This is a genomic window from Streptomyces taklimakanensis, from assembly GCF_009709575.1.
Taxonomy (GTDB): domain Bacteria; phylum Actinomycetota; class Actinomycetes; order Streptomycetales; family Streptomycetaceae; genus Streptomyces; species Streptomyces taklimakanensis.
In genome coordinates this window covers 90447-114789 of record NZ_WIXO01000002.1, presented here as the reverse complement: position 1 = coordinate 114789, position 24343 = coordinate 90447, and the positions used below count along the sequence as shown (strand labels likewise).

Below are 24343 nucleotides of genomic sequence, written 5' to 3'. Positions count from 1 at the left end.
CGGGTGAGCGCCGTCGGGGCGTCACGCACGATCTCCACGGGCGGTCCCGGCCAGCTTCTTGGCCAGCACCGCCCCCATCTCGGCGAGCGGCTCCGGCCGCATCAGGTCGTTGTGGGAGGTCGCGACGGTGTGGATCTCCAAACCGCCGTCGACGTGGTCCAGCCAGCGGTCGGGGTCGCCGACCGGGTCGACCGTCGCGGCGAACATCACCGCCCCCGCCCGGCAACGGCCCGTGAGCGCCTCCGCGTCGGCGCGGAAGCTGTTGGCCATCACCTTCTGCAGACGCCGCATCCGATCCGCCGACAGCCCCGCGAGGTCGTTGCCGGAGGACCGCACCGCGGCCACGACCGTGTCGAAGTCGACCGGACCGGCCAACTCCGACGCGTCGACGCCGGCCGCGGTCAGGATGCCGTCGAGGAACTCCCGCTCGGAGAAGCTCGCGCCCGCCTCGACCTCGGTGCGCGGATAGGCGTCCAGCAGCGCGAGCAGCTCGACCTCCTGGCCCGCGGACTCCAACAGCACGGCCATGGCGTGCGCGATCCGCCCGCCGAGCGACCAACCCAGCAGCCGGTAGGGGCCCTCCGGCTGCACCGCGCGGACGCGGGCCACGTAGTCGGCGGCCATCTCCTCGATCGACGCCGGCAGCGGGTCGTCGTCGCCGAGCCCGGCCGCCTGCAGGCCGTACAGCCCGACCCCGGCGGGCAGGTGCTCGGCGAGACCGGCGTACGGCCAGCTCAGCCCGCCGAGCGGGTGCACGCAGAACACCGGCGCGCCGTCGCCGCCGGAGCGCAGCGGCAGCAGCCGGCCCAGCGGCCCCGCCGCCTCGCCCTGCCCGAGACGGACGGCCAGTGCCGCCACCGTCGGCGCCTCGAAGATCGACACCACCGACATCTCCACGCCCAGCCGGGCCCGGACCCGGCTGATGAGCCGGGTGGCCAGCAGCGAGTGCCCGCCGAGCTCGAAGAAGTTGTCGTCGATGCCGACCGTGTCGTGGCCGAGCAGCTCGGCGAAGATCTCGCAGAGCGCCGTCTCGGTCCCGTCGCGCGGGGCGCGGGCCGGCCGGCGTTCCACCTGCCGGGGCGCGGGGAGCGCCTTCTTGTCGACCTTCCCGTTGGGCGTGACCGGAACGGTGTCGATCGCCGTGTAGTGCACGGGCACCATGTGGTCGGGCAGCACGGTGGCGAGGTGGTCGCGCAGTGCCGCCAGGTCCACCGGCGCCGCCGGATCGGCGTGGGTGACGTACGCGGCGAGCCGGACGTCGCCCGAGGGCGCCTTGTGCGCGGTCACGATCGCGGTGCCCACCGCGGGGTGCCGCGCGATCGCGTGCTCGATCTCGCCGGGCTCGACGCGCCGGCCGCGGATCTTCACCTGGTCGTCGGTGCGGCCGAGGAACTCGATCACCCCGTCCCGGGTGATCCTGGCCAGGTCGCCGGTGCGGTAGAGCCGCGATCCGGGCGGGCCGTAGGGGTCGGCGACGAACCGCTCCGCGGTCAGGTCCGGCCGGCCGAGGTAGCCGTGCGCGAGCTGCACGCCGCCCAGGTACAGTTCGCCGCCGCTGCCGATCGGGGCCGGAGCGAGCCGGGCGTCCAGCACGTAGGTCCGGGTGTTCCAGATCGGCCGGCCGATCGGGACCACCGCGGCGCCGGACCCGGTGGCGCAGTCCCAGGCGGTCACGTCCACGGACGCCTCGGTCGGCCCGTAGAGGTTGTGCAGCTCGGCCCCGAGCAACGCCCGGAACCGGTCGCGCAGCCCGGCGGGCAGCGCCTCGCCGCTGCACAGGACGCGGCGCAGGCCGGTGCAGCGGGCGGCCTCGGGCTCGGCGAGGAAGACCTCCAGCATGGACGGCACGAAGTGGACCGTGGTGACGCCCGTCTCCCGGATCAGCCGGGCCAGGTAACCCGGGTCCCGGTGTCCGCCCGGCCTGGCGGCCACCTGGACCGCGCCGGCCACCAGCGGCCAGAAGAACTCCCAGACCGACACGTCGAACCCGGACGGGGTCTTCTGCAGCACCCGGTCGTCCGGGCCGAGCCGGTAGGTGTCCTGCATCCACAGCAGCCGGTTCACGATGCCCCGGTGCGGCACGACGACGCCCTTGGGACGGCCGGTGGAGCCGGAGGTGTAGATGAGGTAGGCGGGGGAGTCCGGCAGCGGTCCCGGCAGCGCGTCGGCGTCGGCCGGCAGGGCGGCCGACTCCTCCTCGGTGCCGGGCTCGTCGAGCACGATCAGGTGCTCGACGGCGTCCTCGGTGCCGTCGGGCAGCCCCCCGCGCGCGTCGCGGGTGGTGACCACGACCGCCGGGGCGGCGTCGGCCAGCAGGTAGGCGATCCGCTCGGCCGGGTAGTCCGTCTCGACCGGCAGGTACGCCGCGCCCGCCTTGATCGTGGCGAGGAGGGCGACGGTCAGTGCGGCCGAGCGGGGCACGGCCACCGCGACGACGTCGCCGCGGCGGACTCCGCGGGTGGTGAGCAGCGTGGCCAGTCGGGTGGCGCGTTCGTCGAGTTCGGCGTAGGTGAGGTGGGCGTCCTCGGCCACGATCGCGGGCCGGTCCGGGGTCCGCGCCACCTGGGCGGCGAACAGCCCGGCGATGGTCTCCGGCTCGAAACCGGACGCCGTCGCCGGCGGCAGTTCGGGCGCCCGGTCGGTGTCGTTCCAACCGGTCAGCAACTGCTCGCGCTCGGCGGGGTCGAGGATGTCGATCCGGCTCAGCGGCACCGCCGGATCGGCGACACCGGCGGTGAGCAGCCGGACGAACCGCTCGGCGAAGCGCGCCACGGTCTCCTCGTCGAAGAGGTCGGCGCTGTATTCGATGGACATGTCGATGCCCGCCGGTACGCCGTCGAGGTCGGTGCGTTCGATGAAGTTGAAGCCGAGGTCGAATTTGGCGGCGTCGAGTTCGCCGTCGATGGGGTGGGCGGTCAGGTCGGGTAGGTCCAGGGTGGCCTGGGCGTTGTTCTGCAGCACGATCATGACCTGGAACAGCGGGTGGCGGGCCAGGGATCGGGCCGGTTGGAGGGCGTGGACGAGTTGTTCGAAGGGCAGGTCCTGGTGGGCGTAGGCGGCCAGGTCGGTGGTGCGGGTGCGTTCGACCAGTTCGCGTAGGCCGGGGTCGCCGGAGGTGTCGGTGCGCAGTACCAGGGTGTTGACGAAGAAGCCGACCAGGTCGTCCAGGGCGGTGTCGGTGCGGCCGGCGATGGCGGTTCCCAGCGGGATGTCGGTGCCGGCGCCCAGGCGGGAGAGGAGTCCGGCGACGCCGGCTTGCAGGACCATGAACAGGCTGGAGCGGGTGGAGCGGGCCAGGCCGGTCAGGTCGCGGTGGAGGCGGGCGCCGAGTTCGACGGTGACCAGGCCGCCGCGGTAGCTGGAGACGGCCGGGCGGGCTCGGTCCACCGGGAGGTCGAGTTCGTCGGGGATGCCGTCGAGGGCTTGGCGCCAGTAGGCGAGTTGGGCCGCGATGGGGGAGTCGGGGTCGTTCTCGTCGCCCAGGACGTGGTGTTGCCACAGGGCGTAGTCGGCGTACTGCACCGGCAGGGGTTGCCAGGTGGGGGCGGTGCCGGTCAGGCGGGCGCGGTAGGCCTGGCCCAGGTCGCGGGCGAGGGGGGCCTGGGACCAGCCGTCGCCGGCGATGTGGTGGACGACCACGCACAGTACGTGTTCGGTGTCGGTGAGGCGGAACAGGGTGGCGCGGACGGGGAGGTCGACGGCGAGGTCGAAGCCGGTGGCCGCGGCCGTGGCCAGGGCGGTGGGCAGGTCCTCGGCGGTGGTGTCGATCAGGTCCAGGGGCAGGGTCGCGTCCTGGGGCGCGACGATCCGCTGCCAGGGTTCGCCGTCGGTGTCGGGGAAGGTCGTGCGCAGTGATTCGTGGCGGCCGATCACGTCCAGCAGCGCGGCGTGCAGTGCGGTGGTGTCCAGGGTTCCGGTCAGGCGGACGGCCAGCGGGATGTTGTAGGTGCCGCTGGGGCCTTCCATGCGGTTGAGGAACCACAGGCGGCGTTGTGCGAAGGACAGCGGTATCCGTTCGGGGCGTTCGACCGGGCGTACCGGTGGGCGTCCGCCGGTGGCGGAGTCCACCACCCGCTCCGCCAACGCCGCCACCGTCTGCGCGTCGAAGATGTCCCGGAAGGGCAGCTCGATGCCGAAGGTGGAGCGGACCCGGCTCACCAGCCGGGTGGCCAGCAGCGAGTGCCCGCCCAGATCGAAGAAGCTGTCGTCGATGTCGGTGACCGGCTTGCCGAGCAGCTCGGAGAACAGCCCGCACAGCGTCCGCTCGATGTCGTTGCGCGGAGCGCGCGCCGCGCTGTGCCGCGGCTCGGGCAGCGCCGTGCGGTCGATCCGACCGTCCGCGGTGCGGGGGAAGGCGTCGACCGCCGTGTAGTGCACGGGCACCATGTGGTCGGGCAGCACGGCGGCGGCGTGCTCCCGGAGCGCCCCGGCGCCTGCCGGGGCCTCCGGGTCGGCGGGCGTGTGGTAGGCCACCAGCACGGCCTCGCCGGAGGGCCCGGGGCGGGCGGCCACGACCGCCGCGCCGACCGCGGGGTGCCGGGCCAGGACGTGCTCGATCTCGCCGGGCTCGACGTGCCGGCCGCCGACCGTGATCCGGTCGTCGGCGCGGCCGAGGAACTCGATCACCCCGTCCCGGGTGATCCTGGCCAGGTCGCCGGTGCGGTAGAGCCGCGATCCGGGCGGGCCGTAGGGGTCGGCGACGAACCGCTCCGCGGTCAGGTCCGGCCGGCCGAGGTAGCCGTGCGCGAGCTGCACGCCCCCGACGTACAGTTCGCCGCCGCTGCCGACGGGCAGCGGTGTGAGATGGGCGTCCAACACGTAGACCCGGGTGTTCCGGATCGGCCGGCCCGCCGGCGCGTACGCCCCGGCGGCCCCGACGGTCCCGTCCCACGCCACGGCGTCGAACGACGCCTCGGTCGGCCCGTGCAGAACGTGCAGCTCCGCCCCCGCCAACAGCGCCCGGAACCGGTCGCGCAGTCCGGCGGGCAGCGGCTCGCCGCTCACCAGGACGCGGCGCAGGCCGGTGCAGCGGGCGGCCTCGGGCTCGGCGAGGAAGACCTCCAGCATGGACGGCGCGAAGTGGACCGTGGTCACCTCGGCGCGCCGGATCAGCCGGGCCAGACGGACCGGGTCGCGGTGGCTGCCGGGCTCGGCGACCACCTGGGCGGCGCCGGCCACCAGCGGCGCGAACAGCTCCCAGATCGACACGTCCAGGTCCGCGGGGGCCTTGTGCAGCACCCGGTCGTCCGGGCCGAGCCGGTGGGCGTCCCGCATCCACAGCAGCCGGTTCACGATGCCCCGGTGCGGCACGACGACGGCGCGCGGGAGGCCCTTGGGGTCGGAGAGGCGGACGAGGTAGGCGGGGGAGTCCGGCAGCGGTCCCGGCAGCGCGTCGGCGTCGGCCGGCAGGGCGGCCGACTCCTCCTCGGTGCCGGGCTCGTCGAGCACGACCACCTCGGCCCCGGTGTCGGGCAGGGCGGGCCGGACACCGCGCGTGGTGACGATCGCGGCGGGCGCGGCGCCGGCCGGCAGGTGGGCGACCCACCCGGCCGGGTGGTCCGTCTCGACCGGCAGACACACCGCGCCGGCCCGCAGCACCGCGAGGTGCCCGACGGTCAGTGCGGCCGAGCGGGGCACGGCCACCGCGACGACGTCGCCGCGGCGGACTCCGCGGGTGGTGAGCAGCGTGGCCAGTCGGGTGGCGCGTTCGTCGAGTTCGGCGTAGGTGAGGTGGGCGTCCTCGGCCACGATCGCGGGCCGGTCCGGGGTCCGCGCCACCTGGGCGGCGAACGCCTCGGCAACGGTGCCGGGCGCGTCGGACCCGACGGCGTGCCCGGTGTCGTTCCACTCGGTCAACAACTGCCGCCACTCGCGCGGTTCGAGCAGGTCGAGCTGGCTGAGCGGCATCGACGGATCGGCGACCCCCAGTGACAACAGGCGCACCAGGCGCTGGGCGAGGCGCGCGACGGTCTCCTCGTCGAACAGGTCGGCGCTGTACTCCACCGTCACCTCGACACCGGCGGGAGCGCCCTCGGCGTCCCTGCGTTCGATGAAGTTGAAGCCGAGGTCGAATTTGGCGGCGTCGAGTTCGCCGTCGATGGGGTGGGCGGTCAGGTCGGGTAGGTCCAGGGTGGCCTGGGCGTTGTTCTGCAGCACGATCATGACCTGGAACAGCGGGTGGCGGGCCAGGGATCGGGCCGGTTGGAGGGCGTGGACGAGTTGTTCGAAGGGCAGGTCCTGGTGGGCGTAGGCGGCCAGGTCGGTGGTGCGGGTGCGTTCGACCAGTTCGCGTAGGCCGGGGTCGCCGGAGGTGTCGGTGCGCAGTACCAGGGTGTTGACGAAGAAGCCGACCAGGTCGTCCAGGGCGGTGTCGGTGCGGCCGGCGATGGCGGTTCCCAGCGGGATGTCGGTGCCGGCGCCCAGGCGGGAGAGGAGTCCGGCGACGCCGGCTTGCAGGACCATGAACAGGCTGGAGCGGGTGGAGCGGGCCAGGCCGGTCAGGTCGCGGTGGAGGCGGGCGCCGAGTTCGACGGTGACCAGGCCGCCGCGGTAGCTGGAGACGGCCGGGCGGGCTCGGTCCACCGGGAGGTCGAGTTCGTCGGGGATGCCGTCGAGGGCTTGGCGCCAGTAGGCGAGTTGGGCCGCGATGGGGGAGTCGGGGTCGTTCTCGTCGCCCAGGACGTGGTGTTGCCACAGGGCGTAGTCGGCGTACTGCACCGGCAGGGGTTGCCAGGTGGGGGCGGTGCCGGTCAGGCGGGCGCGGTAGGCCTGGCCCAGGTCGCGGGCGAGGGGGGCCTGGGACCAGCCGTCGCCGGCGATGTGGTGGACGACCACGCACAGTACGTGTTCGGTGTCGGTGAGGCGGAACAGGGTGGCGCGGACGGGGAGGTCGACGGCGAGGTCGAAGCCGGTGGCCGCGGCCGTGGCCAGGGCGGTGGGCAGGTCCTCGGCGGTGGTGTCGATCAGGTCCAGGGGCAGGGTCGCGTCCTGGGGCGCGACGATCCGCTGCCAGGGTTCGCCGTCGGTGTCGGGGAAGGTCGTGCGCAGTGATTCGTGGCGGCCGATCACGTCCAGCAGCGCGGCGTGCAGTGCGGTGGTGTCCAGGGTTCCGGTCAGGCGGACGGCCAGCGGGATGTTGTAGGTGCCGCTGGGGCCTTCCATGCGGTTGAGGAACCACAGGCGGCGTTGTGCGAAGGACAGCGGTATCCGTTCGGGGCGCTCGACCGGGCGTACCGGTGGGCGTCCGCCGGTGGCGGAGTCCACCACCCGCTCCGCCAACGCCGCCACCGTCTGCGCGTCGAACAGGGCGCGCACCGGAAGTTCGATCTCGAAGACGCTCCGGACCCGGCTCACCAGCCGGGTGGCCAGCAGCGAGTGCCCGCCCAGATCGAAGAAGTTGTCGTCGATCGAGACCGAGGGCACGCCGAGCGCCTCGGCGAACAGCCCGCACAGCACTTCCTCGTGCGGCGTCCTGGGCGCCCGGCCCCCGCCGGAGACGGCGGTCAGGTCGGACACCGACGCCCCGCCGGCCGCCTCCGGGGTCGGGCGGGTGACCGTCCAGCCCTCAGGCAGCGCCACCGACGCCGCCGCCGCGGCGACCGGCCGCGCGTCGTCCTCGGCGACGGCTCCCAGCAGCCGTTCCAGGCCGGCGAGGAGGCTGCCTGCGGTGTCCCGGGTGAACAGGCCCTCCCGGAACCCCAGCCGCAACTGGATGCGCTCGCCGGGCACGACGATGAGCGTCAGCGGGTAGTGCGTGGCGTCGGCGCCGGAGACGCCGGTGATCGTGAGGTCGCCGAGCGAGCCCTGCAGGGAGTCCGCGTCCACCGGGTAGCTCTCGAAGGCGACCAGGCTGTCGAACAGCCGGCCGTGCCCGGCGGCGCGCTGGACCTCGGTCAGTCCGATGTAGTGGTGGTCCAGCAGGGCCGACTGCTCGTCCTGGACCCGCAGCAGCAGGTCCCGCAGCGACTCGTCCGCACCGATCCGGACGCGCACCGGCACGGTGTTGATGAACAGGCCCGCGATGTTCTCGACGCCCTCGATCTCGGGCGGACGGCCGGAGACGGTCGCGCCGAACACGACGTCGTCGGTGCCGGTGAGCCGGGACAGCAGCAGACCCCACGCCACCTGCACCATGGTGTTGACGGTGATGCCGAGCCGGCGGGCGAGCGTGGCCAGCTCCGCGCTCCGCGTCGCGGACAGGTCGGCGGTGACCCGGCCGGGCAGCGCGGCGACGTCGTCCCCGGCCTCCGGGGCCACCAGGGTGGCGCCGGCCAGGCCGTCGAGCGCGGCACGCCACGCCTCCAGCCCCGCCTGCTTGTCCTGCTTGCGCAACCACGCGAGGTACAGCTTGAACGGCGGCGCGGGCGGCAGACCGGTCGCGTCGCCGCCGCGCTGGTACAGCTCGAACAGCTCGCCGAGGACCAGCGGCATGGACCAGCCGTCCAACAGGATGTGGTGGCAGCAGAACATCAGCCGCCAGCCGCGCTCGGCCAGGCGCACCACCGTGAACCGCAGCAGCGGCGGGTCGGTGAGGTCGAAGCGCACGGACTCCTCCGCCGCGACCAGCTCGGCCAGCCGCGCCGCCCGCTCGTCCTCGCCCAGCCCGGACAGGTCGTGCACGACGACCGGGGTCTCGAACTCGCGCGGGACGACCTGCACCGGCCTGCTCAGGTTCTCCGACAGGAAGCCGGCCCGCAGGTTGCTCCGGCGGACCAGCAGCGCCCTCACCGCGTCGCGGAAGACGTCCAGGTCGAACGGGCCCTCGAAGTCGATGGCCAGCCGCACGGTGTAGACGTCCAGCGCGTCCTGGTCGTAGGTCGCGTGGAAGAGCATCCCCTCCTGCAGTGGAGCGAGCGGAAGGATGTCCTCGAAGAGTTCCTTGCTGGTCACTGGGTCTTCCTCCACTCCGCTTCCAGCACCCCGATGTCGTCGAGCTCGAGGTCGATCAGTGACAGGTCCGACGGGGTGAGGTCGGCGGGCCGTTGCTCGCCCGCGTGCTCGGCGAGCGCGGTGAGCGCACGGAACCAGCCGTCGGCCAGCCGGCGTACGTCGCCGGGGTCCAACAGGCGTCGCGGCCACGTCCAGTTGGCGACCAGCCGCGGGCCGCTCGGGGTGTCCTCGACGAGGACGTTGAGCGACACCGAGTGCGACGCCGGCATGTCCGGGTCGCCGCCGAGTTCGCGCAGCACGTCGCCGTCCGCCGACATGGTCCAGTCGTCGGTGTCGGCGTCCCCGGCGACCGCCGCCCGGCCCAGGTAGTTGAAACCGAACTGGGGCGAGTCGAACCCGGCCAGTTCCTCCCGGGTGCGCGGGTTGAGGTGGCGCAGCAGGCCGAAGCCGATGCCCTCGTCCGGCATCTCCCGCAGCGTCTCCTTGACCCGGGCGACGGCCTTGTGCAGCGCGGCGGAGTCGGTGAACACCCGGCCCCACGAGACCGGACCGAGGTCCAGCCGCACCGGTGCGAGGCTGGTGAACCAGCCGACGGTGCGCGAGATGTCGAGGTCGAACCCGTCCGGGATCTGTCTGCCGTGGCGCTCGACGTCCACCAGCACGGTGGTGCCGGCGCCCAGCCCGCTCCGCCGCCGCCAGTCGGAGACCGCGAGGGCGAACGCCGTCAGCAGTACGTCCTCGACGCCGCAGCGCGCCGCGGTGGGCACCGCCGTCAGGAGCCGCTCGGTGACCGGCTCGGGCAGGGTCAGGGCGAGCGCCTCCTGCGTGCCCATGGTGTCGACGGCCGGGTCGCGCGGCTCCGCGGTCACCGGCACGTCCTCGTCGCGCAGCTGGTCGGCCCACCAGGCGACCCGGGCGGCGCGGGCGGGCTGGGCGGCGAGCTCGGTGAGCCACTGCGCCCAGCGCCGCCACGAGGTGCCGACCGGCTGCAGCGCGGCCTCCCGGGACTCGACCGCCGCCTGCCACGCCGCGGCGAGGTCGGGCACGAGGATGCGCCAGGACACCCCGTCGACGGCCAGGTGGTGGCCGACGACCAGCAGCCTGCCCGGCTCCTCCGGTCCGGCGTCGAACCACACGACCTGCAGCATCGCGCCGTCCGTCGGCGACAGGCGGGAGATTGCCTGCTCGGCGTGCATGGCGATCGTGGCCCGCGTCTTCTCGCGGTCCGCGCCGACGACGTCGACCCGCGTGACGCAGTCGGCGGCGTTCACCGCGCCGCGCGGCCGGACCTCGTAGGACCACGCGCCGCCGGTGACCGTCAGCCGCAGCCGCAGCGCGTCGTGGTGGTCGAGCACGGTGCGGACGGCGGCGGTCAGCGACTCCGCGTCGACCTGCGCGGGCACCCGCAGCAGCACCGACTGGTGGAACCGCTCCATGCGGCCGCCGAGGTCGCGCAGCCAGTGGGTCATCGGCGTGAGCGGCACCTCGCCGATGCCGGCGTCCGGGTCCTCGGGGGGCAGTTCGTCGACGGTGCGGGCGACCGCCGCGAGGGCGGCGACCGACTTGTGCTCGAACACGTCCCGGGGGGTGATGACCAGCCCGCCCTTGCGGGCCCGGCCGACCAGCTTGATGGAGACGATGCTGTCGCCGCCGAGTTCGAAGAAGTTGTCCTCGACGCCCACCTCGGGCAGCCCGAGGACCTCGCGGAACGCCTCGGCGAGGATCTCCTCGGCGTCCGTCGTCGGCCCCTGGCCGGCGCCGCCGGTGGTGAGCTCGGGCGCGGGCAGCGCCGCGTGGTCCAGCTTGCCGTTCACCGTCAGCGGCAGGGCGTCCACCACGACGAACGCCTGCGGCACCATGTACTCCGGCAGCCGCTCGGCCGCCCGGGCGCGCACCGCCTCCACCTCGCAGCCCGCGTCGCCGTCGGGCACCAGGTAACCCACCAGCTGCCGCACCCCGGGCCGGTCCTCGCGGACGACGACCGCCGCGCCGTCCACACCGGCGCAGCCCGACAGCACCGACTCGATCTCGCCGAGTTCGATGCGGAAGCCGCGCAGCTTCACCTGGTTGTCCCGGCGGCCGACGAACTCCAGCTGTCCGTCGGCGAGTCGGCGCACCACGTCGCCGGTGCGGTAGAGCCGGGAGCCCGGCGCGCCGAACGGGTCGGCGACGAACCGCTCGGCGGTCAGCCCCGGCCGGCCCAGGTAGCCGCGGGCCAGCCCGACCCCGGCCACGTACAGCTCGCCGGGCACACCGACCGGGCACGGGTTCATCCCGGCGTCCAGGACGTACACCCGGGTGTTGGCGATCGGCCCGCCGATGGGCGGGGTGACCGTTCCGTCCACCGGGCCGCTCGCCGTGGCGCACACGGTGGTCTCGGTCGGCCCGTAGGCGTTGATCACCCGACGGCCCGGCGACCACCGGGCCGCGAGGTCGCGGGGGCACGCCTCGCCCGCGGTCACCAGGGTCAGACCGGGCGGCGCGGCCTGCGGCTCGGCGCCGGACAGCGCCGTCGGGGTGAGGGTGGCGTGGGTGATCCTCTCGGTGCGCAGGAAGTCGGTGAGCGCCTCGCCGAGCACCGGGCCGTCGGCCGGGGTGAGCACCAGCGCGGCGCCGTTGAGCAGCGCCATCACCGTCTCCCAGGCGGCCGCGTCGAAGCTCGGCGCGGCGAACTGCCCGACCCGGCTCTCGGCGTCCACGCCGAGCCACCGGGCCTGCCAGGCGGCCAGGCTGCCCAGCCCCCGGTGCGGTACCACGACGCCCTTCGGGCGCCCGGTGGACCCGGAGGTGTAGATCACGTAGGCGGGGTGGTCGGCGGAGAGCGGGGCCCGCCGTTCCGCGTCGGTGACCTCGGCCCCGGACAGGCCCGCGAGCGCGTCGACGACCGCGGGGCCGTCGAGGACCAGCGGCTCGGCGACCCGCCGCGGCAGCCGGTCGGTCAGCTCGGCGACGGTGACCACGAGCGCGGGGTCGCTGTCGGAGACCATGTAGTCGATCCGGTCGGCCGGTTGGTTCGGGTCGACCGGCACGTAGGCGGCGCCGGCGGTCATCACCGCGAGCAGGGCGGTGGTGAGGTCGATCGACCGCGGCAGCACCAGGGCGACCCGGTCCTCCGGCCCCACCCCGCGCTCGATCAGCAGCCTGGCGAGCCGGTTGACCCGGTCGGCCAGCGTGGCGTAGTCGACGGTGACCCGGCCGGAGACGACCGCGGGCCGGTCGGCGAACGCGGCGGCCCGCTCGGCGAACAGGGCCGGGACGGTGCCGGCGGGCACGGCCCGGTCGGTGTCGTTCCAGCCGGTGAGGAGCCGCTCGCGCTGCGCGGGGGACAGGATCTCCAGCCGGCGGACCGGCCGGGTCGGGTCGGCCGCGGCGGCCCGCAGCAGCGTCACCAGGTGGGCGGCGATGCGCTCCGCGCTCTCCCGGTCGAACAGGTCGGTGCTGTAGTTCAGGATGCCGGAGATCCCACCGGCGCCGGCGTCCTCGGCCAGGCTGAGTTCGAGGTCCACCTTGGCGACCGGCAGCAGCACCTCTTGGGCGGTGACCCGCAGGCCGGGCAGCTCGATGTCGCGGATGTCGTTGTTCTGGTAGGCGAGCAGCACCTGGAACAGCGGGTTGTGCGACAGCGAACGGTCGGCGCCGACGAGGTCCACCAGCCGCTCGAACGGCAGGTCCTGGTGGGCGTAGGCGCCGAGCGCGGTCGCGCGGACCCGGCGCAGCAGGTCGACGAAGCTCGGGTCGCCGGAGACGTCGGTGCGCAGCACCAGGGTGTTGACGAAGAAGCCGATCAGGTCGTCGGCCGCGGCGTCGGTGCGGCCGGCGACCGGGGTGCCGATCGGGATGTCCTCCCCGGCGCCCAGGCGGGACAGCAGCGCGGCCAGGGCGGCCTGGAAGACCATGAAGGGCGTGGTGTCGGTCTTGGCCGCGAGCGTCCGCAGGCCCTCGTGGAGTTCGGCGTCGATGCGCACCGGCACCGAACCGCCCCGGTGGGTGGCCACCGGCGGGCGCGGACGGTCGGCCGGCAGCTCGATCTCCTGCGGGGAGCCGGCGAGCTGCTCGCTCCAGTACGCCAGTTGGGCGGCGGCCGGGCTGTTCTCGTCCCGCTCGTCGCCCAGCACGTCCTGCTGCCACAGTGTGTAGTCGGCGTACTGCACCGGCAGCGGCCGCCAGGTGGGGGCGGCGCCGGCCAGGCGGGCGCGGTAGGCCTCGCCCAGGTCGCGGACGAGGGGCGCCTGGGACCAGCCGTCGCCGGCGATGTGGTGGACCACCACGCACAGCACGTGCTCGTCGTCGGCGACGCGGAACAGCCAGGCGCGCACCGGCAGGTCGACGGCGAGGTCGAAGCCGGCGGAGCCCGCGGCGTCCAGCGCGGCGGACAGCCCCGCCTCGGGGACGTCGGAGACCTCGATGGCCACGGTGGCCTCGGCGGCCGGGACGACCCGCTGCCACGGCTCGCCGTCGGCGTCCGGGAACACGGTGCGCAGCGCCTCGTGCCGGCCGACCACGTCGTTGAACGCGGCGGTCAGCGCCGCCACGTCCAGCGCGCCGGTCAGCCGCACGGCGAACGGGATGTTGTAGGTGGCGCTGGGCCCCTCCATGCGGTTGAGGAACCACAGGCGGCGCTGCGCGAACGACAGCGGCACCCGCTCCGGCCGGTCCGCCGGACGCAGCGCCGCCCGGACGGCCGTCGGGGAGTCGGTGAGCCGGACCGCGAGCGCGGCCACGGTCGGTTCCTCGAAGACCGCGCGGATGGGCAGTTCGACGCCGAGGACCGCACGGACCCGGCCGACGAGGCGGGTGGCGAGCAGCGAGTGGCCGCCCAGCTCGAAGAAGTTGTCGTTCACCGACACCGAGGGCAGTCCGAGCACCTCGGCGAAGAGCCCGCACAGCAGCTCCTCGTGCGGCGTGCGCGGCCCCCGTGCCTCCTCCGCGTCGTACTCGGGAGCCGGCAGCGCCTTCTGGTCGAGCTTGCCGTTGGTGGTCAGCGGCAGGGCGTCCAGCGCGACGATCGGCCGCGGCACCATGTACTCCGGCAGCCGCTCGGCCGCCCACGCCCGCAGTTCCTCGGGGTCCAGCCCGGCCCCCGCGGCCGGCACCGCGTAGCCGACCAGCTGCCGCACCCCGGGCCGGTCCTCGCGGACGACGACCGCGGCCTGGCCGACGGCGTCGTGGCCGGCGAGCACCGACTCGATCTCGCCGAGTTCGATGCGGAAGCCGCGCAGCTTCACCTGGTTGTCCCGGCGGCCGACGAACTCCAGCTGTCCGTCGGCGAGTCGGCGCACCACGTCGCCGGTGCGGTAGAGCCGGGAGCCCGGCGCGCCGAACGGGTCGGCGACGAACCGCTCGGCGGTCAGCCCCGGTCGGCCCAGGTAGCCGCGGGCCAGCCCGACCCCGGCCACGTACAGCTCGCCGGGCACACCGACCGGGCACAGCCGCAGGTCGCCGTCGAGCACGTGGACCCGCTTGCCGTCGAGCGGGCCGCCGATCGGCACCGGGTCCGGCACGGGTTCGCCCGCGGGCAGCTTCCGCGCGCTGGCCATGACGGTGACCTCGGTCGGCCCGTAGGCGTTCACGACCGTGGTGTCCGGGCAGGCTTCGAGCACCCGGCGCACCGACGCGGCGTCCAGCGCCTCGCCGCCGGTCCACACCTCGCGCAGCGGCCGGAACGTCTCCGGCGCCTCGGCCGCGATCAGCCGGAACAGTCCGGTGGTGAACAGCGTGGCGGTGATCCGCTCCTCGACGAGGGTGCGGGCGATGGTGGCGACGTCCAGCTCACCGGGCGGGCCGACCACCAGGGTGCCGCCGTTCAGCAGCGGGATCCACATCTGGTAGGTCGAGGCGTCGAACGCGTGGGCCGACTGCAGCAGCACCCGCTCCTGCGCGCCCCCGGCGAACCGGCTGTCGGCGGCCAGGTCGCCGACGCCGCGGTGGGTGACCGCGACACCCTTGGGCCGGCCGGTCGAGCCGGAGGTGTACATGATGTAGGCGACCCGCTCCGGGCCCGGCGGCATCGGCACGCCGCCGTCGGGGACCGGGTGGTGGTCGGGCAGGTCCCCCTGCTCCAGGACCAGCGAGACCCCGCTGTCGGTGAGGACGTGGTCGCGTCGGGCCGGCGGCCAGCGGTGGTCGATCGGCACGTACACCGCGCCCGCCCGGATCACCCCGAGCACGGCGAGCACGAACTCGACGGAACGGTCCATGGAGATGCCGACCGGCTCCTCGTCGCGCACGCCGCGGTCGCGCAGCCAGGCGGCGATCCGCTCCACCCGGTCGGTCAGCTCCGCGTAGGTCAGCGACCGGTCGCCGCACACCAGCGCCTGCCGCTCCGGCGCCTCGGCGGTCCGCAGCGCCAGCAGTTCCGGCAGCGTGCGCGCCGGGGTCGGCGCGGGGGCCGGGCTCCCCTCGTCGAGCAGCAGGGCCCGCTCGGCGGCGCTCAGCAGGTCGATCGCGCCCACCGGGACGGTCGGGTCGTCCACGAAGGACTCCAGCACGGTGACCAGCCGGGTGCCGAGCGCCTCGATCTCGGACGCGTCGAAGGCGTCGGACCGGTAGGTGAAGCGCAGTTCGAGCGAGGGGCCGGGCATGACCATCAGGGCGAGCGGGTAGTGCGCGCCGTCGGTGGAGAAGACGTCGGCGACCGACAACCCGCCGGGCAGGGTCAGCGCGGCCGGGTCGACCGGGAAGTTCTCCAGCACGGTGAGCGTGTCGAACAGGTCGCCGTGCCCGGCGGCCCGCTGGATCTCCGCCAGGCCCAGGTGCTGGTGGGCCATCAGCTTCCGCTGTTCCTCCTGGAGCCGCCGGCACAGCTTTGGCAGCGTCTCGTCCCGCCGGACGCGGACCCGCACCGGCACGGTGTTGAGGAACAGCCCGACCATGGTGTGCACGCCGGGGATCTCCGGCGGCCGGCCGGCGAGGGTCATGCCGAAGGTGACGTCGGTGCGGTCGGTCAGCCTGCCCAGCAGCAGGCCCCACGCGGCCTGCACCACGGTGTTGAGGGTGAGGCCCAGCTCACGGACGCGCTGTGTCAGCCGGGCGGTCGTCTCCGGCGACAGCCGGCCGCTGACCTTGCTGGGCAGCACCGAGGTGGACCGGTCGTCGGGCATCGCGGCCAGCATGGTGGGCCCGTCGAGCCCGTCGAGCGCGGTCCGCCAGGCCTCGGCGGCGGCGGCGCGGTCCTGCTTCGCGAGCCACGCCAGGTGGTAGCGGTAGGGCGTCACGGGGGGCAGCGCCGCGGCGTCGCCGCCCGTCGCGTACAGCTCGAACAGCTCGCGCACCAGGATCGGCGCCGACCAGCCGTCCAGCAGGATGTGGTGGTTGGTGACCAGCAGCCGGTGCCGGCTCTCCGCCGTGCGCACGACGGTGAACCGCAGCAGCGGCGGTCGGCGCAGGTCGAAACGGGCGGCCCGGTCCCGCTCGGTGACCTCGCGGAGCGCGGCGTCCCGCTCCTCCTCGGGCAGGTCGGTCAGATCGACCTCCCGCCAGGGCAGCTCGACCGACTTCGGAACGAACTGCAGGGGGCGCGCACCCTCGTGCCGGAAGCCCGCGCGCAGGTTGCCGTGCCGCTCCAGCAGGGCGCGCGCGGCGACGTGCAGGGCCGGCACGTCGAGCGGTCCGTCGATGTCCATGCCGAGCTGCATGACGTAGACGTCCGGACCGGTCTGGTCGTCGTACTGCGCGTGGAAGAGCAGGCCCTCCTGCAGCGGGGTGAGCGGCAGTACGGCTTCCAGCGACGAGTTGTGCTTCGTGCTCATTCCGAAACGCTCCAATTCGACTGGAACTGGTCGAGCTCGTCCTGCGAGACCAGGGGGATGTCCCACTCGTCGTCGGCCGCCCGGTCCACCCGGTCCGTCTCGTCGGACACCCGCGTGGCCGCCGCGGCGATGGCCCGCACGGTGCGGTGCGCGAACACGTCCTGCGCGGTGAACCGCAGGCCCTCCGCCCGGGCCCGGCTGACCAGTTGGATGGAGACGATGCTGTCGCCGCCCTGTCGGAAGAAGTCGTCGTCCGCCCCGACCCGGGCGAGCCCGAGCACTTCGGCGAAGAGCCGGGCGACGATCGTCTCCTCCGGCGTGGCGGGCTGCGACTCCGAGGCGGACGCCGCCACGTCGGGCGCGGGCAGCGCCTTGTGGTCGAGCTTTCCGTTCGGGGTGACCGGCAGCGCGTCCAGCAGCACCAGCGCGGCGGGCACCATGTAGTCGGGCAGCCTCTTGGCGAGCGCCTCCCGCAACTCGGTGACCAGCACGCCGTCCTTGCGTCCGGCGAGCGGGTCGTTGGCGTACCGGTCGGGGACCGCGTCCGGCAGGTACAGGTCCCGGTAGGCGGGCACCGGGCCGTCCGCGTCGGCGGCCGGCACGAACACCGCGTCCAGCCGGCCGTCGACGGCCCCGGCCGTCCAGGTGACCAGCGCCCGGTAGCCGACCGGGGAGCCCACCTCGTGCAGGGCGGTCACGTCGACCCCGTCGGGCACCTCGATGCCGTCGATCTCGGCGACCGCCGTCAGGTCGGCGGTGAGCCTGCCGTTGGGGACGCCGGTGACCCGCAGCGCCGCCGGGCGCTCGTCGCGCAGCCGCGCGGCCAGTCCGGCGAGGCCGCCGGCCTCCTCCCAGGCGACGGTCGGCGCGGCCGCCAGCGAGACCGGCGCGGCCGGTCGCTTGTGCAGCACCACGTCGTAGCGGTAGCGGCTGAGCTCGTTGTCGTACTCCCCGCGCTTGATCCGGACGTCGACGCCGCCGAAACCGTCCAGGGCGTCGGCGAGGGAGTCGAACAGGGCGGGGTCGACCAGCAGCTCGGTCTCGCGCTCGACGGCCCGGTCCACCGCGTACCGCGCGGCGGCGACGCTGTCGCCGGGGTGGGAGGCGCGGTGGACGGCCGCCCGCATGCAGCGCAGCAGCCGCAGGTCGCGGATGTCGCCGAGGAAGACGGCGCCGGTGTCGCCGAGCAGGGAGAACGCCGTGCCGATCACGTCGACCAGGTAGTCCACGCTCGGGAAGTACTGCGCCACCGAGTTGATCACGACCGTGTCGAACGTCCCGGTCGGCAGGTCGTCCAGCACGTGCGCCGGGCAGGCGGTGAACCGGGTCCGCTCCGCCAGCACCGGGTCCGCCGCGGTCTGGCGCCGCAGCGTCTCGATCACCGTGGTGGACAGGTCGGTGCCCCAGTAGAGATCCACGTGCGGCGCGACCGGCGCCATGATGAGTCCGGCGCCGACGCCGATCTCCAGCACCCGGCGCGGCTTCAGCTCCAGGATCCTCTCGACGGTCGCCGCCCGCCAGGCCCGCATCTCCTCCTCGGGCAGGACCGAACCGTCGTAGCTGCTGTGCCAGCCGCCGAAGTTCTCGCCGAGCGGCGGGCCGTCCTGGGCCGCCGCGCCGTACACCTCTTCGTTGACGGCCTGCCACTTGTCGACCTGGTCGGTCTCCAGACCGATGTCGCGCGGGCCGTCGCCCTGTTCGGCGGGCACCACGTAACCGACCAGCTTGCGCTCGCCGGGCCGGTCCTCGCGGATCACGACGGCCGCCGAGGCCACCTGCGGCTGTTCGGTCAGCGCGCCGGAGATCTCGTCCAGCTCCACCCGGAAGCCGCGCAGCTTCACCTGGTCGTCGGCCCGGCCGACGAACTCCAACTGTCCGTCGGGGCGCCGGCGCACCACGTCGCCGGTGCGGTACATCCGCTCCCCCGGCGCGCCGAACGGGTCGGCGACGAACCGCTCGGCGGTCAGCCCCGGCCGGCCCAGGTAGCCGCGGGCCAGGTTGATCCCGGCCACGTACAGCTCGCCGACGACGCCGACCGGGACCGGGCTGAGCCGGGGGTCCAGCACGTACGCCCGCGCGTTGGCGATCGGCGTGCCGATCGGAGGGGAGGCCGCGCCCGACAGCGGCTCGCTCATCGTGGCGCACACGGTGGTCTCGGTCGGCCCGTAGGCGTTGATCATGCGGCGGCCGCGGGACCACGTCCCGGCCAGCTCCGCCGAGCACGCCTCGCCGGCGACCGTCAGCGTCATGTCGGCCGGTACCGCGGCCGGGTCCAGACCGGTCAGGGCGACCGGCGGGATCGTCGCGTGGCTGATGCGGTGCTCGGTCAGGAAACGGGCCAGTTCGTCGCCGAGCAGCAGGCCCCCGCCGACCGGGAGCACCAGCGTGGCGCCGCTGAGCAGGGCGATGCAGGTCTCGGACACCGCGGCGTCGAAGCTCGGCGCCGCGTACTGGACGATCCGGCTGTCCGGCCGGATCGCGAACCGCTCGACCTGCGCGGCGGCGAGGTTGCCGATGCCCCGGTGGGTCACGACGACGCCCTTGGGCCGGCCGGTGGAGCCGGAGGTGTAGATGACGTAGGCGGGGTGGTCGATCGAGGCGGCCTCCCGTCGCTCCGCGTCGGACAGCGGAGCGGCCGGCCGCTCCGCGACCTTTGCCGCGGTCGCGGCGTCGTCGACCACGATCCGGGGCACGTCGGGCAGCACCTCCTCGGCCGTCCCCGCCACCGAACCGACGGTCAGCAGCAGGGCGGGCGCGGAGTCGTCGGCCATGAAGACGACCCGCTCGCGCGGATAGCCGGGATCGACCGGCACGAACGCCGCACCCGCCGCGGCCACGGCGAGCTGCGCCACGACGAGGTCCACCGACTTCGGCATGACCAGCAGGACGCGGTCCTCCGCGCCGACCCCTCGGTCGACCAGGTGCCGGGCCAGCCGGTTGACCCGCTCGCTCAGCTCGGCGTACCGCAGTTCGTCGTCGCCCGCGACCACCGCGACGGCGTCGGGGGTGCGCTCGGCCTGGGCGGCGAAGAGCGCGGGCAGCGTGTCGACGCGCACGGCGCGGTCGGTGTCGTTCCAGTCGACGAGGATGCGCCGCCGCTCGTCGGCGTCGAGCACCTCCAGTTCGCTCAGCCTGCTGTCCGGCCGTCCGGTCGCCTGGTCCAGCAGCCGGACCAGGCGGCTGATGAGCAGCTCGACGGTCGACCGGTCGTACAGGTCGGTCGCGTACTCGACGGCGCACGCCATGTGGTCGCAGGACTCGTCCTCGCCCCGCACCTCGCGGAAGTCGAAGAGCAGGTCCAGCTTGGCGGTGTGGGTGATCGCGGGTTCGATCCACGCGTCGAGGCCGGGCAGGTCCAGCACCGGGGTCTCGTTGTTCTGGAAACCCAGCCCGATCTGGATCACCGGGTGCCGGCCGGCCGAGCGCTCCGGGTTGAGGGCCTCGACCAGCCGCTCGAAGGGCAGGTCCTGGTTGGCGAAGGCGGCCAGGCCGTCCGTGCGGGCCTTGCCCAGCAGGTCGGCGAAGAGCGGGTCGCCGGTGAGGTCGGTGCGCATCACCAGGGTGTTGACCAGGAAGCCGACCAGGTCGTCCAGCGCCTCGTCGGTGCGTCCCGCGATCGAGATGCCCAGCGGGATGTCCTCCCCGGCGCCGAGCTTGCTCAGCAGCGCCGCCAACGCGGTCTGCACCACCATGAACGGGCTCACGTCGTACTCGCGCGAGCACCGCATCAACTGCTGGTACTGCCGGTTGGAAAGCTCGAAGCGCAGCGTCTCGCCGCGGTAGGAGGCGACGGCCGGCCGGGGCCGGTCGGTGGGCAGGGTGACCTCCTCCGGCAGCCCGGCCAGGTACCGCTTCCAGTACGCGAGCTGGTCGGAGATGGCCGAGTTCGGGTCGTCCTCGTCGCCCAGGATCTCGCGCTGCCACAGCGTGTAGTCCGCGTACTGCACCGGCAGCGGCGCCCAGTCGGGGGCCTTCCCCCGGCACCGGGCGGTGTAGGCGGTCTGGAGGTCGCGGGTGAGCGGCACCAGGGACCAGCCGTCGCCGGCGATGTGGTGCACCGGCATGAGCAGCGCGTGCTCCTCCTCGGACACGGCGAACAGGTGCGCGCGGATGGGCGCCTCGGTGGCCAGGTCGAACCCGACGCCGGCGCGTTCGGCCATGGCCTCGGCCAGCCGGTCGGCGGCGATGTCGGTCACGCCCATGACCGGTGTCGCCTCCTCGGCGGACAGGATGTGCTGGCGCGGCGTGCCGTCGGTGTCGGGGAAGACGGTGCGCAGGCTCTCGTGCCGGGCGACCACGTCGCCGATCGCGGCCTGCAGCGCCTCGCGGTCCAGGGAACCGTTGAGCCGCACCACGAGCGGGATGTTGTAGGTGCCGGCCCCGCCGTCGATCTTGTCGACGAACCACAGCCGCAGCTGGGCGAAGGACAGGGGGATCTCCTCCGGCCTGTCCATCGCCGTCAGCGGGCGCCGGGCCTTGGGGACGTTGCCGTTGCCGGCCAGCCAGGCGATCAGCGAGGCCGGCGTCGGCGCCTCGAAGACGGTGCGGATGGCGAGTTCGACGCCGAACGCCGCGCGGATCCGGCTCACCAGCCGGGTGGCCAGCAGCGAGTGCCCGCCCAGATCGAAGAAGTTGTCGTCCATGGAGACCGACGGGACGCCCAGGATCTCCGCGAAGAGACCGCAGAAGATCTCCTCCTCCGGAGTGCGGGGCGCCCGGCCGCCGGCGGTGGCGGTGAGGTCCGGGGCGGGCAGGGCCCTGGTGTCGAGCTTTCCGTTCGTGGTCAGGGGCAGCGCGTCCAACTGGACGAACCACGACGGGAGCATGTGGTCGGGCAGCGCGGCGGCGGCGTGCTTGCGCAGCTCGGCCGGCTCCAGCGCGACCCGGCCGCCGGTGCCGTGGCCGTCGGGACCGCCGACGACGTAGGCCACCAGCCGCTTGTCGCCGGAGGCGTCCTCGCGGACGACGACCGCCGCCTGCCGGACGTCGGGGTGGCGCAGCACGGCGGACTCGATCTCGCCCAGCTCGATCCGGAAGCCGCGGATCTTGACCTGGTGGTCGGCGCGCCCCAGGTACTCCAGGTTCGCGCTGCCGTCCGGGGCCCAGCGGACCATGTCGCCGGACCGGTACATGCGCTGTCCCGGCGGGCCGAAGGGGTCGGCGACGAACCGGGTGGAGGTCAGGTCCGGGCGCCCCAGGTAGCCGTCGGCGACGGCGGGCCCGCTGACGTACAGCTCGCCGATCACCCCGGGCGGGGACGGGCGCAGCGCGGTGTCGAGGACGTAGACGCGCAGGTCGTCGATGCCCAGGCCGATCATGCTGCCGGTGCCGGCCGTCGCGTCGGCCGCCGTGAGCGCCAGCTCGGTGGTGTGCACCGTGGTCTCGGTGATGCCGTACATGTTCACCAGCCGCGGGCTGTCCTCGGCGTGCCGCTCGTACCAGTCGGCCAGCCGGCCGATCTCCAGCGCCTCACCGCCGAAGATCACGAACCGCAGGGCGAGGTCGCCGCCGACCTCCGGGTGGTCCCGGTCGGCCTGGATCAGCTGGTAGAAGGCCGACGGCGTCTGGTTGAGCACGGTGACCCGCTCCCGGACCAGCAGCCGCAGGAGGTCCTCGGGCGAACGACTCACCGCGAACGGCACCACCACGAGCGTGCCGCCGTACAGCAGGGGGCCCCAGATCTCCCACACCGAGAAGTCGAAGGCGTAGGAGTGGAACAGCGCCCACACGTCGTCCGGCCCGAAGCCGGTCCACCGGTCGGTCGAGCCGAACAGCCGGATCACGTTCTGGTGGGCGACCATGACGCCCTTGGGCCGGCCGGTGGAGCCGGAGGTGTAGATGACGTAGGCGACCTGGTCGGGCAGGACCGGACCGCCGCGTTCGTCGTCCTCGACCGGGGCGTCCGGCAGCGCGGCGAGCTCGGCCTCGGTCTCCGGGTCGTCCAGCCCGATCTCCGGCACGTCCACGGCCAGTTGGGCGAAGGCGTCGCGCTGGGCGGTGACCACCGCGGCGGGCCGGGCGTCGCCGAGCATGTAGGCCACCCGGTCCGCGGGGTACTCCGGGTCGATCGGCAGGTAGGCGGCGCCCGCCTTCAGCGTCGCCAGCAGCGCCACGATCGTGTCCGTCGAGCGCGGCACCGCCAGTGCGACGAGTTGTCCGCGCCGCACGCCGCGGTCGATCAGCAGCCGGGCCAGCCGGTTGGACCGGGCGTCCAGCTCCCGGTAGGTCAGCGACCGGGTGGCGGTGCCGTCGGGGTACACCACCGCCGTGTTGTCCGGGTGCGCGGCGGCCGCCGCGGCGAACCGCTCGGGCAGGGTCGCCTTCCCGACCGGTTCGAACGTGGACGCCGCGCCGCCCCACACGTCGACCAGGCGCGTCAGCGTCTCGGGCTCGACGATGTCCAGGCTGCCGATCGGGCGGTCGGGGTGCGCGGCGAGCTCGCCGAGCAGCCGGGTGATGAGGCGGTGGTGCCGCTGGGCCGCGTCGGAGCCGTACACGTCCGGGTTCGCCGACACGTCGAGCTGGAAGCCGCCGTCCTGCTGGGCGTACACGATCAGGGAGAAGTCGTCGTCGTGCCCGGCGATCATCGGCCGCACGGTCGCCGGCAGCTCCGCGAAGCGCAGGTTCGGCGCGACGACGCTCAGGTTGACCCGCGGTCCGATCAACCGGCCGTCCGAGCCCAGGAGTTTGAGGTCGCGCCGCAGGTCCTCGTAGCGGTAGCGCTTGTGCCGGGACGCCTCGCGCATGCGCTGGTGCGCGTGCCGGATGAGCTCGTTCGCCGTCATGTCCGGCCGCACCGTCAGCCGCACGCCGACCACGTTGGAGACCATGCCGGGCACGGTGCGCGCCACGGTCGTCGAGCGGGCGGCGACCGACAGCGCGATCACCACGTCGCTGCTGCCGGTGATCCGGCCGGTGTACGCGCCGACGGCGGCCAGCACGGCGGCCGGCCAGCCGACGCGGACGGCACGGGCCGCGTCGCGGATCCGGGCGCCCGTGCCGGGCGTGACGTGCCGGGACCCCCGCACCAGGCTGGTCGGCAGCCCGGTCGGGCGATCGCCGAGGCTGGCGGCGGTCGGCTTGTCGGCGAACCGCTCGGTCCAGAAGTCCCGGTCGGCCTCGAAGGCGGCGGACCGCCGGTAGGCCGACTCGTCGTCGATCAGCTCGCGCAGCGGCGGGAACGCGCCGTCGGTGGGGTCCTCGCCGGCGGCGAGCCGCGTGTAGACCTCGGCGAGGCGGGCCGCGACGAGGTTCGCGCCGAAGCCGTCCATCACCAGGTGGTGGTAGCGGTGGTAGAAGAAGAAGCGGTCGGCGGCGACCTTGATGAGCGCGAACCGGTACAGCGGGCCCTCGAACACGTCCACCGGGGTGTTCGCGTCCGACCACATCCACGCCTCGGCCTCCTGCTCCGGCCGGTCCTCGGCGCTGAAGTCCAGGACGTGCAACGGCTGCGTCGACCAGTCGGCGATCGGCTCGACCACCTGTACCGGACCGGTCCCGTCGTCGACGAACCGGGCGCGCAGCGCCTCGGCCTCGGTGACGACCCGGCGCATGGCGGACACGAACAGCCGCGGGTCGACGGCTCCCGCTATTTCCAGGTACAGGGCCGCGTGGAATGTCGCGTTCGGGCCGCTCAGGCTCTGCGCGTACCAGATTCCGGCCTGGCCGGCGGTCAGTGGCAGAACCGTGGCTGACGAGTCAGACAT

At 74.1% G+C, this 24343-nt stretch carries 3 protein-coding genes; all 3 read right to left on the bottom strand.

Features of this window, described 5'->3' with window-relative positions; all coding sequences use genetic code 11:
• Window positions 1–21: 21 nt before the first annotated feature.
• From F0L17_RS26390 to F0L17_RS26380, 3 genes are read right to left on the bottom strand one after another with little or no spacing between them, the layout of a single operon-like run.
• Window positions 22–8889, bottom strand: coding sequence for a non-ribosomal peptide synthetase (locus F0L17_RS26390; protein WP_162466916.1), 8868 nt, complete (start codon window positions 8887–8889; stop codon window positions 22–24).
• Entirely contained in the window at window positions 8886–16637 is a 7752-nt protein-coding gene (locus F0L17_RS26385) for a non-ribosomal peptide synthetase (protein WP_155074267.1), read from the bottom strand. The genes F0L17_RS26390 and F0L17_RS26385 overlap by 4 nt, the downstream gene beginning before the upstream one ends.
• Window positions 16634–24343, bottom strand: a complete 7710-nt coding sequence (locus F0L17_RS26380) for a non-ribosomal peptide synthetase (protein ID WP_155074266.1) — start codon at window positions 24341–24343, stop codon at window positions 16634–16636. Before F0L17_RS26380 ends, F0L17_RS26385 begins: the two co-directional genes overlap by 4 nt.

Bases quoted from the DNA above. Each gene is read 5' to 3' on its own strand.
- F0L17_RS26380 (WP_155074266.1), bottom strand. From the start codon at position 24,343: ATGTCTGACTCGTCAGCCACGGTTCTGCCACTGACCGCCGGCCAGGCC.
- F0L17_RS26385 (WP_155074267.1), bottom strand. From the start codon at position 16,637: ATGAGCACGAAGCACAACTCGTCGCTGGAAGCCGTACTGCCGCTCACC.